Below are 12,612 nucleotides of genomic sequence, written 5' to 3'. Positions count from 1 at the left end.
CTGTAAAGCCCAACATTTCAGATACTGCGAGATAACGGATCTTATTCCTGAGCCTCATCTTTGTCATGGCGATGATCGGCTGCCAGGTAAGTATACATAGTTGGAACAACAAACAGAGTAAAGCAAGTACCAACCAGCAAACCGGTTGAAATAACCAGGCCGATATCAAAACGGCTGACAGCGCCGGCGCCATTTGCCATTAATAATGGGATTACGCCGAATACCATCGCGGCTGTTGTCATCAGGATAGGGCGCAACCTTATGGATGCGGCCTCTTCTACAGCCGCTCGTTTATCCAGTTTTTTCTCCCTTTGTAACTGGTTGGCAAAGTCAACAATCAGAATACCGTGTTTACTGATCAGGCCGATGAGGGTGATCAAGCCAACCTGAGTATAGATATTAATTGTTGCCAGTCCAAGATTAAGCGGTATCAGCGCACCGCAAATAGACATGGGTACACTGATCAAAACAATTAACGGATCACGGAAACTTTCATACTGGGCTGACAAAACCAGGAAAATTACGATAATTGCGAGGAAAAAGGCAAAAATAAGCGCTGAACCTTCCTGGATAAACTGTCTTGATTGCCCGCCGTAATCATAGGTAAACCCTTTCGGTAAAGTAGTTTTGGCCGCTTCCTGCAGGTACGTAAGTCCCTGGCCAAGTGTTGTTCCTGGCATCATCACGCCCTGGATGGTCGCCGAATTCAATTGCTGGAAGTGGCTGACCGCGTTGGGCTGAGTTTTAGGTTTGGGTGTAACGACAGTTGATAAAGGTACCATTGTGCCTTTGGAACTGCGTACATAAATTTTGCCCAATTGTTCCGGGTTAAGTCTGAAACGGCGATCCAGTTGCGGGATAACCTGATAACTTCTGCCTTGCAGATTAAAATAGTTAACATAATTACCAGACAAGGCACTGGTCAAACTACTGCCAATGTCTTGCATATCAAGGCCAAGATCGGCTGCTTTGGAACGGTTAATTTCAAACTCAACTTCTGGCTGATTGAATTTAAGGCTATTATCCAGATAAATAAACAAACCGCTTTGCTGGGCTTTAGTCAGCAACTGGTTGGAAACCTCAAAAAGAGTCTGAAAATCATTGGTGGTTTTAATAACAAACTGAATCGGCGTCCCATTACCGCCGCCTGGCAGGGGAGGGGGAATGACGGCAAATGCTTTTAATCCGGCTACGGTGTTAAGCTTTTGCTGCAGCGGCTCTTTCATTTCAAACTGACTGCGTGTGCGTTTGTCCCAGGGCTTTAATACCATACCTGACATGGGTGTGCTGGCATTGATATTAAAATAGTATTCGCTTTCAGGGAAACTACGGTAAATTTCGTCAAATGAACGGGTGTACGCTTCAATGTAATTCACGGTCGCATACTGCGGTGCTGTAGCGACCACAAAGAAAAATCCCTGATCTTCTTCCGGAGCGGTTTCGCCGGCGGTTGTGCTGTATAAATAAGGCAGCATCAGAAGAACTACGGCAGCAAACACCAGCATAATAGCGCGGGTATCAAGCAGGCTATGCAGCATTTTTTTATAGCGATCTTTCAGCGAATTAAATTTTCTATCGAGGAATTTAACGAATTGTCCGCTGCTGGCTTCTTTCGATAAGATTTTAGAACACATCATAGGCGATAAAGTCAGCGCAATCAGACCTGAGATCACTACGGCGCTGGCAAGGGTAAACGCAAACTCTTTAAAGAGTGCGCCTGTTAATCCACCCATAAAACCAATTGGGGCATATACTGCCGCCAGTGTGATGGTCATGGCAATAACCGGTACGGCAATTTCGCGAGCGCCGATAATCGCCGCCTGGAACGGGGTTTTACCTTCCTCCAGATGGCGATGCACGTTTTCTACAACGACAATGGCATCATCCACAACAAGGCCGATTGCCAGTACAAACGCCAGCAACGTAAGCAGGTTGATCGAATACCCCAGAAACAGCATAAGGGTACAGACGCCGATCAGCGACAGTGGGATGGTGACAACCGGAATAATAACCGAACGGATGGAGCCTAAAAACAAAAAGATAACCACAATAACGATTGCTGCGGCCTCAACAATGGTATGGATTACTTCGCTAATCGATGCCCGGATAAAATCAGTAGCATCATACACTATGGTGCCGGTCAGGGAAGGAGGGAATTCATGCTGGATCGAGGGAAATAATTTGCGGGCTGCGCTGATTACTGTAAGCGGATTGGCTGAGGGTGTTGGCGTCAGGGCAAGGAAAACTGCTTTTTTGCCGTTAAAGGTCACGGTTGTATTATAATCCTGCGAGCCTAATTCGATTTTGGCGATATCACGCAAGCGAATAATTGCATTGTTGCTGCTGCGTACAATCAGTCTGCTGAATTCTTCTGCGTTATTCAAATCGGTTTTGGCCGTCATATTGATTGCGACGTATTCGCCTTTGGTACTGCCTGCCGCTGTTAAAAAGTTATTTCGTGCCAGGACATTGGTTACGTCGGCAGGAGAGACGTTAAATCCGGCCATTTTAATAGGATCAAGAAATATCCGCATGGAATAGGTCGCGCCGCCCAGAATATCTGCTTTGGCAACGCCGTCTACGGTCTGAAACTGCGGTTGAACCACCCGAACCGCATAATCGGTAATTTGCTGCGGCGTCATTTCATTACTGTCAAGACTGACATACATCAGCGGAGTTGCTGTATCAGAGCTTTTGACGATCACAGGGCGCTGAGCCTGCGGCGGCATCTGGTTAAGCGTTTGCTGTACTTTACTCATGACATCAGTAAAGGCGACCTGGGCATCAAAATTAAGTTTGATGGTTAACGTAATGGTACTCAGCCCCTGAACGCTTGTTGAGGTCATGTAGTCAATGCCTTCGGCACTGGCAACAGCTGCTTCAAGCGGCGTTGTAATAAAACCTGCAATCAAGTCGGCATCTGCTCCAGGATAGGCTGTGGTAACGGTAATTACGGTGTTTTCCATGCGGGGGAACTGACGTATCTGCATGGTGGAAATGGAATTCAGGCCAAACAGGAAAATTAACAGGCTGACAACTGTCGCAAGAACCGGGCGCTTAATAAAAATATCGGTAAAATTCATGATTTGTCCCACAGATTGGGCCATGCCGGCCCAATTTTATAGTTTACTGTCCTAAACTGTCAGGGTCGCTGACATCTTTGAGTAACACGCTGTTGTTAATAACAACACGTGCCCCATTCTGAAGTTTGATTTCACCAGAGCTGACTACTGTCTGACCCGCAGTGATACCTTTTTCAATGATTGTGTAATTGCCCTGTTGATCGCCGGTGGTTACAAAAACCCGATTAACGCGCAAAACAGGATTGCCTTGTTCATCTTTTTTGCCATCCTTGTCAGGCTCGATAACAAAGACAGAATTACCATACAAACTGTATGAAATTGCAGTAGAAGGCAGTACTACGACATCTTTAATAGCAGGTTGTTCCACCGAGATTGAAGCAAACATTCCAGGAATAAAGATAAATTTATCGACCTGATTTTTGGCATTTAATTCACTATCGCACATGACGATGGTTTTATTGCTGCCAGGTTGTTTGCTGACTTTAACGAGTGGAGACTTAGTCAGATCCTGATTGACGATTGCCGGACAATTCGGCAGACTGGCTTGAATCAGGACGTTGTGGGTGTTGGTATCAATTTTTGAGTTAATCGCGGTAATTTTCCCGGCAAAGACCGTATTTGGTATTTCTTCAACGCTTAATTCGATTTTCTGACCGGAGCGGATTTTTTTAAACAATTGTTCCGGCAGATTAAATTCAATATACAAGGGATCAAGCGATTGCAGGGTAACTATAGAAGTTTGGCCAGGGGTTATATATTGACCAAGGTTAACCTGACGGATGCCTAATTGGCCTGAAAAGGGCGCAGTGATATGTTTTTGCCTGATCTGGGCTTCGATACGCTCAACATTAGCCTGTGCCTGTTCGAGATTAGCTTTGGCTTCATCTACGCTGGAGCTTGAGGTCGCATTGCGTTTAAGCAAGTCAGCCTGGCGCCGGTAGTTGATATCTTTCAACGCCATGTCGGCCTGATTAAACTTAAGATTAGCCTGTTCCACGCTGTCGTCAATATCAATCAAAGGCTGATCTTTTTCAATATATTGGCCGGATTCAAAATGGATGCTTACTACGTTCCCCGTTGCCTGTGAGTTAACCTCCACGCCATTGATGGCGACAAAATCGCCGACTGCATGGATTTTGGGTTCCCAATCCTGCCTTGTGGCTTTTACGGAAGAGACCGTAACCGGCGGTGGTTCATAGTGGGCAAAAAACTGCTTAATCATAAATCCTTTAAACAGGTTAAACGCGATAATTCCACCAAAGACGATTACCAGCAGGATCATCATGATTGTCATACGTTTTTTCATTTTTTTCCTTCCAGGGAGAGGGCTGTAAAGGACTAATTACGAAATTAAGTGCAGTTGAGCCGGCACAAAGGCCCTACTTAACCCATAATTCTGGTCACAAAACCTTGAGCTGCATAAAAAAGAAGTTACTATATCAAAATTGATAAATAGTTCAATGTATTAACAGAAAAATATCTGGCTATAAAAAAAACCTGTTGACTAAATTAATACCTTTGTTACCATGCCATTTCCTTCTTTATATTTAAGGACTATCATGAAATTAAAATCGTTGTTGTTTGTCTGCTTGTTCAGCATGTTAAGCTCGGTATTTGCTGACAGCCGTCACGTTCATCCTAAAGCTGATGCAGGGGAGAACAAATCTGCTGCAGTTAAAAATGCATTTTTACCTGGTTACTGTGAAATTGAAATTGCTAACTATAGCGAAAGAAACGTAACTGTATACGGAACTTTTGATGATAACTCCACTATGACGCCATTCAATATTTACAGTGGCGAAACCCCGCATTACATCAGTCTGTATTATTATGGTTACTGCCATGCCAGCATGTGGCTTGATATCTACACATTCCGTGGTCAACGCGTTTATGCCGGCTACACAGGCCCAGGCCAAACAGTTACAATCTACGATTTGCTGGGTAATGCCAAAAGCTCTGTTAAAACAAAATAGTCCATAGATTGGGTCTTTTTGATCCGACATTATCGATATTCAAGGCACTTAAGAATGAGTGCCTTTATTTATTTGGGGAGTTGTTATGAAACGAATGTATATGTCATTACTGTTTTTACCATTACTGGGCGCCTGCACTGTAGGTAACAGCTATTACGGCTATGATAACCGCTATCCTTATGCCAGCGGCTACACCACTCATTATCATGAGACGCCGGTGCAAAACCATGCATTAAATGATCAACGCACCGTGGTCAGAAAACCCGAGCGCCATACACAGCGCGCAGTACGAGCTGAGCAGCGCGGATCAAATGAGGTAACCCGCCATAATGACGTGGCCAGACGTTCACAAAGTCATGCCCATGACTAATGATTGATTCCATGATATGATTCCCGGCATTTGGCTGATTTGCCGGAAATAGTCCATTATTAAGAAACAGGCACGGATTGGGAGAAGAGCGCTGATGTTTAACAAAAACCAGAATACAATTGCTGGCTTTGATGAGCAGCTATGGCAGGCTATACAAGCTGAAAACAAACGTCAGGAAGAGCATATTGAATTAATTGCTTCTGAAAACTATGCCAGTCCACGTGTACTGGAAGCTCAAGGTTCAGTGCTGACCAACAAATATGCCGAAGGTTATCCTGGCAAACGATATTATGGCGGTTGTGAGTTTGTCGATATCGCCGAGTCGCTGGCAATCGAGCGGGCAAAAAAACTGTTTGGCGCTGATTATGCCAATGTCCAGCCCCATTCAGGTTCTCAGGCAAATGCGGCTGTTATGATGGCTTTATTGTCCCCCGGCGATGTCATTCTTGGCATGGCATTACCTCATGGCGGTCATTTAACTCATGGCTCCAAAGTTAATTTTTCTGGAAAACTGTACCATTCCATCGAATACGGACTTGATCCCGAGACTGGTATTATCGATTACGATGCACTGCAGGCACTGGCTCTGCAGCATAAGCCTAAAATGATTATTGCAGGGTTTTCAGCCTATTCCCAGCAGCTGGACTGGCCGCGTTTCAGGGAAATTGCCGATTCAGTGAACGCTTATCTGGTTGCTGATATTGCCCATGTTGCCGGCCTGATTGTGACAGGGCTTTACCCGTCGCCGGTACCTTATGCAGACGTGGTAACAACTACTACCCACAAAACCTTGCGAGGACCTCGAGGCGGGATGATTCTTGCCAGAGCGAATGAGGACATTGAGAAAAAATTAAATTCCGCTGTTTTCCCCGGTACTCAGGGCGGCCCTTTAATGCATGTGATCGCAGCGAAAGCGGTTGCTTTTCAGGAAGCGTTACAGCCTGAATTCAAACAGTATCAGCAACAGGTATTATTGAACGCAAAAATGATGGCGGATACTTTGATTACGCGAGGCTACTCGATTGTATCTGGCGGAACACAAAACCATCTTGTGCTACTGAGCCTGATTGATAAAAACATTACCGGAAAAGAAGCTGACGCCACGTTGGGAAGAGCTAACATTACCGTGAATAAAAATTCAGTGCCTAATGATCCGCGCTCGCCTTTTGTGACTAGTGGGTTAAGGCTTGGTACGCCCGCGGTGACTACCCGGGGCTTTAAAGAAAAAGAAGTCAAAATTCTTTCGGAATGGATATGTGATATACTCGACGATATCCAAAACGAAGCGGTTATAGCGCTGGTAAAACGCCAGGTTATGCAATTGTGCCATGATTTTCCGGTTTATCGCTGATTATGTATTGCCCATTTTGTCACGCAGAAGAAACTAAAGTATTGGATTCGCGCCTTGTTTCCGAAGGCGCGCAGGTTAAGCGCAGGCGACAGTGTCTTGTTTGCCATGAGCGTTTTACCACCTTTGAAACCGCAGAACTGATTATGCCAGTGATAATCAAACGCGATGGCCGGCGTGAGCCGTTCAGTGAGGAGAATTTGCGCTCAGGGATGTTGCGGGCACTGGAAAAAAGGCCGGTGAGTGTTGATACACTTGAACAGACACTGGTAAAAATCATGCAGGAAATTCGCAGTACCGGCGAGCGGGAAATTGATTCCCGTCAGGTTGGTGAATTAGTCATGAAACATTTATTCAATCTTGATCATGTCGCATATGTACGATTTGCATCAGTCTATAAACGATTTAAAGATGTCAGTGATTTCAGGCAAACGCTTGATGAAATGAAAGACGACATTAATTCATGAGGTAAGTGTGGAAAAAGAGTTAATTAAAGGTAAGCGGCGCGCCCGTAAACTTGCTTTGCAAGCGTTGTATCAATGGTTAATGACTAATCATGAATTATATGAAATAGAAACCCAGTTCAGGGTAGCGAATGATATGGCTAAGGTTGATGCGGATTATTTTTGCCGTATCCTGTACGGCGTTCCAGCTAATTTGAATCAAATCGAAGAAGCGATTAGCCCTTTTCTGGACAGGCAGTTGACCAGCGTTAATCCAGTTGAGTTAAGTATATTACGATTGGGTGCGTTTGAATTATTTTTCTGCCCGGAGATTCCCTATAAAGTTGTGCTTGATGAAGCAATCACTTTGGCCAAGGATTTTGGCGCACAGGAAGGATACCGCTATGTCAATGGCGTCTTAAACAGCGTGGCCAAACAAACCCGTTCGGTTGAAATCGACCTTAATCATGAATGAATTTTCGATTATCGGAAATTTTTTCAATCAGTCTATAGTCAAACGTGATGATGTAGTGTTTGGCATTGGCGATGATGCAGCCTGCCTTAAAGTTCCGGCAGGCCAGGAGTTGCTAATCAGTACAGATACTCTGGTCGAAGGCGTACATTTTCTCACTGAGTGGGATGCGTATGATATTGCCTGGCGTTCCGTTATGGTGAATGTCAGCGATATGGCGGCAATGGCGGCAAAACCTTGCTGGATAAGCCTGGCTCTTACTATCCCGCACTCTGATACAGCGTGGTTGAGCCGATTCGCTCAGGGTATTCATGATGCCCTTGCCTTATATCAGATTGCCCTGATTGGCGGTGATACTACCCACGGCCCGTTAACGATTACCCTTACTATCCATGGTCTGGCGGATGAAGGCAAAGCCGTTCGCCGTTCAACCGCAAACCCCGGCGATTCAATCTGGGTTTCTGGCGAGTTGGGAGCCGCGGCGCTGGCTGTCAAGCTGCTAAAAAATCAACAAATTGTCAGTGAGTCTGATAAAGCACAAGCGTTTGCCAGATTAATCAGGCCGGAACCGCGGCTTGATCTGCAACCTTTGCTTACTGAGTATGCCAGCGCGGCAGTTGATATTTCAGACGGTTTAAGCGCTGATCTGAATCACATTTGTCAGACCAGCGGTACCGGCGCTCTGATTGTGAAAGAGCAAATCCCTGTTCATCCGCTGCTAAAAAAATACCAGCTTTCAAATGCTATGGAGCTGGCTATCTCTGGCGGTGATGATTATGAGCTCTGCTTTACAATTCCTGAATCAAAAAAAAGGTTATTTATCGAACAGGTTAATATTGCCGGAATTCGCTGTGCCGAGATTGGAGTTATTGAAAAAAAAGCTGGATTACGAATGGCTGATCAGGATAAAGTGATTACTTTGACCCCAAGGGGTTATAGCCATTTTTGAGGGAACTATGAGCGATCAGCACAGTCTGTCTGCAAAAGTCTGGCAAGAGCCAGCTTATTTTATTTCGTTTGGTTTTGGCACAGGTTTAATGCCGACTGCGCCTGGAACCTGGGGCACGTTAGCCGCCATCCCCATTTATTTACTGTTGGCGCACTGCTCATTTGCCGTATACCTTGTACTGGTTCTGTTAATGCTTGCTATTGGCGTATGGCTGGTAGGCAAGGTTTCAAATGATTTGGGTGTGCATGATCATCCGGGTATTGTATGGGATGAGGTTATCGGTTACCTCCTGACCATGGCTACTGCTCCGGTCGGGCTTGGATGGATGGTTTGCGGTTTTCTCCTGTTTCGGCTTTTTGATATCTGGAAGCCCTGGCCGATATCCTACGTTGATCAGGAAATTAAAGGCAGCTTCGGTATTATGCTGGATGACATTATGGCCGCTATTCCTGCCTGGTTTATTTTGCAGCTCCTGGTCTGGATGTTTGCCTGATGAATGAAAATCATAAAGAACTGATCAGCATTGCCCTGACTGTTGCAATCGTTGTTTTATCCTTATTTATTGTGCATCGGTTTATTCCGTCAATGGTTTGGGCAGCCATTATTGTTATCGCAACTTATCCCCCTTACAAGCGCTGGCGCAGGCTCTTTGGCAGCTATCAAAATCTATCAGCGCTGTTGTTTACCACTTTACTGTCATTATTGATTTTACTGCCGTTAAGCTGGCTTATCAGTATTTTGATCAACGAACTCCAGCTATTTATTAATTTTTTGCAGGATACTAACCGTAATGGCGGCCAATTACCTGATTTTATTAAACAACTGCCAGTTATAGGCGATGAAATTGAACGATACTGGGATGCCAATATCGGACAACCAGGGAAAGTCAGGGTGTTTTTGTCCAATCTTCATTTGACATTAACACCGGCCAGCTATTATATCAAACAGGTGGGCGCTAATGTCGTGCATCGTGGATTTCAGTTGGGTTTTACTCTATTGTCATTGTTTTTCTTCTACCGTGACAGCGATAAATTATCGAGTCAGGTCAATCACATTGGCGAGTATTGTCTGGGACAGCGTTGGTTCCGCTATGCTGATCGCTTGCCGTCTGCGTTGCGAGCCACAGTAAACGGAACAATCGTTGTTGGCCTGGGTGTCGGCCTGCTGATGGGGATATGCTATGAACTGGTCGGATTTCCGGCGCCGGCATTAACCGGTTTTATAACCGCCTTTGCTGCGATGATTCCATTTGTGGTTCCAATTGTATTTACTATCGTTGCGCTTATTTTATTTTCCGCAGGTAATTTAATTTCAGCTATTATTGTTCTGGCCTGGGGAACGCTGGTCATGTTTGTTGCCGATCATTTTGTTAAACCGGTTCTCATTGGCGGGGCAATTGAATTGCCTTTCCTGGCCGTTTTATTTGGTATTTTAGGTGGTGTTGAAACCATGGGAATTTTGGGTTTGTTTATTGGACCTATGGTGATGGTCTTGTTTGTCACCTTGTGGCAAGAGCCGCAACGCAAAGCGTTTAGCCACTAACTACCCAACCTATTTTGTTTAATATTTGTTCTTTGTATTGAATAAAAGTACATAATATGGCAATATAGACGATGTAGCAGTTGAAATTTTAAAAATTGACCCAACGTGCGATTAACCAGTTTGATTATGACCCGCAGTCATGAAGTTAAGGGGGTGCTTATGAACAACAGTTGGCCTACTAGAGAACAAGACATGCACGCAGCCAAGCAAATCATTGAAGAATATGCAAACAGTAATGAATGCGACACCCTTGGTTTGTTTGAGATTGTTGTCAATAAGGAAGAAAAATGCATGAATTTCAAGCTTTCCCGTTGGGTTTTAACGTTAGCAGAATATTTTAAAACCCAATACGGTGCTAATCAGGGGGATTTTGTAACGCGTAAAGTGATTAGCCGATGTCTGACAGAAGGGAATACTGTTCATTAACCAATTAATGTGGTGTTGGGCTTTACAGCCCAACACTCTGATTCCTCTAAAACGAAGACAAATACTTGTCATAATTGGACCTATACATCTCGCTCTTCTCATACTGCTGTATTGCCTGATTCAATTCAGCTAATAATGTGGTATTTCCCTTGTTAACCGCAATACCAAAACCATAACCATAAGTAAATTGCTCGCCAATAACAGCAAGCTTATCTGAGGATTGCGATTGCCAGTAAAGAGCGGTTGGTCCATCCAGTAAGGCAAAATCAATATTACCATTGTATAGCTCTTCAATAATGGTTTCCTCATTTTTATATTCCACAATCTGCGGATTGATGATTCCCATCGTTTTTATCGCTAATGGAAAAGCGCTGCCTTCTTCAACGCCAATTTTTTTATTATCCATCATGCTGTAACTAAATGGTTGCGTCGCTGCAGCGGCAGAAGTGATGAAGCGGGCATGGCTTAACATATAGGGTAACGTAAAATTCACAAGCTGCGCCCGTTGTGCGGTAATAGTAATTGCACCGATCGCGGCTTCAGCCTGGTTATTTGCCACCGCCTCCAGCAATTTGGAGAAGGCCATTGGTTGATACCGACATGTGCGTTTCACCAGGCGGCATAACTCTTCCATTGTTGCAATGTCAAAACCATAAAACTGTTGATTGGCACGCAATACAAAAGGCGGGGCAAAGTTGTCCACTGCCACAACAAGCGGCGGTCCTTCAGCATGGCTTGTCAGGTTAAAGGTAAGTAATGCCGTTATAAGAATAACTTTTTTTATCATAAAATTCTCTTTATTATCAGTTATCTGATATTGAGTATAGTAGGAAATCTGGAATAATGTGTCGGAACTTTGATGCTATAGTGCAGGCAGGTAATTTGTGCGATGAATTTTTTCCCTCTCCCTAACCCTCTCCCGATACGGGAGAGGGGACTTCTCTCCACCATCGGGAGAAGTGTTTCTGTATGGCTCCCTCTCCCGTATCGGGAGAGGGTTGGGGAGAGGGGAACTATGTTGGTTGTTTTAAATAAGCAGCAATATCTTTAGCAAAATAACTGATAATCAAATCAGCTCCTGCACGCTTAATCGCCAGCAGGCTTTCCAGCATTGCCTGTTGCTCATTAATCAAGCCCTGACTGGCTGCGTATTTGAGCATCGAATATTCACCGCTGACCTGATAAGCACAGAGTGGCGCTTCAGGATAAAGGTTTTTTAATTTGTAGATAATATCCAGATAATTCATAGCTGGTTTGACCATCAGCATATCTGCGCCTTCCTCTAAATCCAGGGCAGCTTCGCGGATAGCTTCATCGCTGTTGGCTGGATTCAGCTGGTAAGTTTTACGATCGCCAAACTGTGGCGCTCCCATGGCTGCTTCACGAAATGGGCCGTAAAAGCTTGAGCAATATTTGACCGCATAACTGAGAATCGCAGTCTGCTGAAAACCGGCATTATCCAACGCCTGTCTGATTGCCATTACCATGCCATCCGCCATTCCACTTGGCGCTATCCAGTCAGCGCCCGCATCAGCATGGCTAACTGCCTGCTTGCCCAGCAGTTCTAATGTTTTATCGTTATCAATCATATCATTGTGCAATACGCCGCAATGACCATGATCGGTATATTCACAGAAACAAAGATCGGTAATAACCAACATGGCCGGATTAATTTCCCGAATCGTTTTAATTGCCTGCTGAATAATACCGTCTGGCAATAATGCTGCACTGCCTGTGGCATCTTTATAGGTTGGCAGACCAAAGAGCAATACGGCTTTAATCCCCAACCGGGTTAACTGATTAATTTCCTCAGCGAGATCGGCCAACGTTAATTGAAACTGTCCGGGCATGCTTTGAATTTCCCGTTTTTCGGTTAAACTGGCGCTAATAAACAGGGGAGCGATAAATTGATCCGGATGCAGGCGGGTTTCTTGTAACAGTGCACGTACCGCGCTGTTTTTACGCAGGCGCTTTAAGCGTAATGGAAGTGGATAGCAATCACTCAT

At 44.8% G+C, this 12,612-nt stretch carries 13 protein-coding genes; 9 read left to right on the top strand and 4 right to left on the bottom strand.

Going from position 1 to position 12,612, the window contains the following annotated elements; translation table 11 throughout:
• Nucleotides 1-41: 41 nt before the first annotated feature.
• The gene (locus ACFORL_RS06475; RefSeq protein ID WP_382342263.1) at nt 42-3,083 is read right to left on the bottom strand and encodes an efflux RND transporter permease subunit; all 3,042 of its coding nucleotides are present in this window, start codon (nt 3,081-3,083) and stop codon (nt 42-44) included.
• Nucleotides 3,084-3,126: 43 nt separating this feature from the next.
• Nucleotides 3,127-4,389 carry an efflux RND transporter periplasmic adaptor subunit gene (locus ACFORL_RS06470; protein ID WP_382342261.1) on the bottom strand — a complete coding sequence of 421 codons (1,263 nt, stop codon included), beginning with the start codon at nt 4,387-4,389 and terminating at the stop codon, nt 3,127-3,129.
• Between the two features lie 253 nt (nt 4,390-4,642).
• Between ACFORL_RS06470 and ACFORL_RS06465 the strand changes: the two genes are divergently transcribed.
• The 9 genes from ACFORL_RS06465 to ACFORL_RS06425 all read left to right on the top strand — a co-directional run bounded on the left by ACFORL_RS06465 (nt 4,643) and on the right by ACFORL_RS06425 (nt 10,606).
• Complete coding sequence (locus ACFORL_RS06465) at nt 4,643-5,056, top strand: hypothetical protein (protein ID WP_382342259.1); 414 nt, start codon at nt 4,643-4,645, stop codon at nt 5,054-5,056.
• 85 nt (nt 5,057-5,141) lie between these two features.
• Nucleotides 5,142-5,426: a hypothetical protein gene (locus ACFORL_RS06460; RefSeq protein WP_382342257.1), complete on the top strand. Its 285-nt coding sequence runs from the start codon at nt 5,142-5,144 to the stop codon at nt 5,424-5,426.
• A gap of 94 nt (nt 5,427-5,520) precedes the next feature.
• Nucleotides 5,521-6,777 (top strand): serine hydroxymethyltransferase, encoded by a 1,257-nt coding sequence (glyA, locus tag ACFORL_RS06455; protein ID WP_382342255.1) that lies wholly within the window; start codon nt 5,521-5,523, stop codon nt 6,775-6,777.
• Nucleotides 6,778-6,779: 2 nt separating this feature from the next.
• Nucleotides 6,780-7,241 (top strand): transcriptional regulator NrdR, encoded by a 462-nt coding sequence (gene nrdR, locus ACFORL_RS06450; RefSeq protein WP_382342253.1) that lies wholly within the window; start codon nt 6,780-6,782, stop codon nt 7,239-7,241.
• Between the two features lie 7 nt (nt 7,242-7,248).
• Nucleotides 7,249-7,692 (top strand): transcription antitermination factor NusB, encoded by a 444-nt coding sequence (nusB, locus tag ACFORL_RS06445; protein ID WP_382342251.1) that lies wholly within the window; start codon nt 7,249-7,251, stop codon nt 7,690-7,692.
• Nucleotides 7,685-8,638, top strand: a complete 954-nt coding sequence (thiL, locus tag ACFORL_RS06440; RefSeq protein WP_382342249.1) for a thiamine-phosphate kinase — start codon at nt 7,685-7,687, stop codon at nt 8,636-8,638. Before nusB ends, thiL begins: the two co-directional genes overlap by 8 nt.
• 7 nt (nt 8,639-8,645) lie before the next feature.
• Nucleotides 8,646-9,131, top strand: coding sequence for a phosphatidylglycerophosphatase A family protein (locus tag ACFORL_RS06435; RefSeq protein ID WP_382342248.1), 486 nt, complete (start codon nt 8,646-8,648; stop codon nt 9,129-9,131).
• Nucleotides 9,131-10,180, top strand: coding sequence for an AI-2E family transporter (locus ACFORL_RS06430; protein WP_382342246.1), 1,050 nt, complete (start codon nt 9,131-9,133; stop codon nt 10,178-10,180). Before ACFORL_RS06435 ends, ACFORL_RS06430 begins: the two co-directional genes overlap by 1 nt.
• Nucleotides 10,181-10,339: 159 nt before the next feature.
• Nucleotides 10,340-10,606 carry a hypothetical protein gene (locus tag ACFORL_RS06425; RefSeq protein ID WP_382342244.1) on the top strand — a complete coding sequence of 89 codons (267 nt, stop codon included), beginning with the start codon at nt 10,340-10,342 and terminating at the stop codon, nt 10,604-10,606.
• A gap of 46 nt (nt 10,607-10,652) precedes the next feature.
• Here ACFORL_RS06425 and ACFORL_RS06420 read toward each other — a convergent pair whose 3' ends face one another.
• Nucleotides 10,653-11,393, bottom strand: coding sequence for a transporter substrate-binding domain-containing protein (locus ACFORL_RS06420; RefSeq protein ID WP_382342242.1), 741 nt, complete (start codon nt 11,391-11,393; stop codon nt 10,653-10,655).
• A gap of 226 nt (nt 11,394-11,619) precedes the next feature.
• Complete coding sequence (gene hemB / locus ACFORL_RS06415) at nt 11,620-12,612, bottom strand: porphobilinogen synthase (protein ID WP_382342240.1); 993 nt, start codon at nt 12,610-12,612, stop codon at nt 11,620-11,622.

It is taken from the genome of Legionella dresdenensis (assembly GCF_042649825.1).
In the GTDB taxonomy this organism is placed as follows: domain Bacteria; phylum Pseudomonadota; class Gammaproteobacteria; order Legionellales; family Legionellaceae; genus Legionella_C; species Legionella_C dresdenensis.
The sequence above is the reverse complement of the archived record's forward strand: the minus strand, read 5'-3'. Positions and strand labels throughout refer to the sequence as shown.

Coding starts and splice junctions, on each gene's coding strand:
- ACFORL_RS06475 (WP_382342263.1), bottom strand. CDS start 3,083: ATGAATTTTACCGATATTTTTATTAAGCGCCCGGTTCTTGCGACAGTT.
- ACFORL_RS06470 (WP_382342261.1), bottom strand. CDS start 4,389: ATGAAAAAACGTATGACAATCATGATGATCCTGCTGGTAATCGTCTTT.
- ACFORL_RS06465 (WP_382342259.1), top strand. CDS start 4,643: ATGAAATTAAAATCGTTGTTGTTTGTCTGCTTGTTCAGCATGTTAAGC.
- ACFORL_RS06460 (WP_382342257.1), top strand. CDS start 5,142: ATGAAACGAATGTATATGTCATTACTGTTTTTACCATTACTGGGCGCC.
- glyA (WP_382342255.1), top strand. CDS start 5,521: ATGTTTAACAAAAACCAGAATACAATTGCTGGCTTTGATGAGCAGCTA.
- nrdR (WP_382342253.1), top strand. CDS start 6,780: ATGTATTGCCCATTTTGTCACGCAGAAGAAACTAAAGTATTGGATTCG.
- thiL (WP_382342249.1), top strand. CDS start 7,685: ATGAATGAATTTTCGATTATCGGAAATTTTTTCAATCAGTCTATAGTC.
- ACFORL_RS06435 (WP_382342248.1), top strand. CDS start 8,646: ATGAGCGATCAGCACAGTCTGTCTGCAAAAGTCTGGCAAGAGCCAGCT.
- ACFORL_RS06430 (WP_382342246.1), top strand. CDS start 9,131: ATGAATGAAAATCATAAAGAACTGATCAGCATTGCCCTGACTGTTGCA.
- ACFORL_RS06425 (WP_382342244.1), top strand. CDS start 10,340: ATGAACAACAGTTGGCCTACTAGAGAACAAGACATGCACGCAGCCAAG.
- ACFORL_RS06420 (WP_382342242.1), bottom strand. CDS start 11,393: ATGATAAAAAAAGTTATTCTTATAACGGCATTACTTACCTTTAACCTG.
- hemB (WP_382342240.1), bottom strand. CDS start 12,612: ATGAGTGATTGCTATCCACTTCCATTACGCTTAAAGCGCCTGCGTAAA.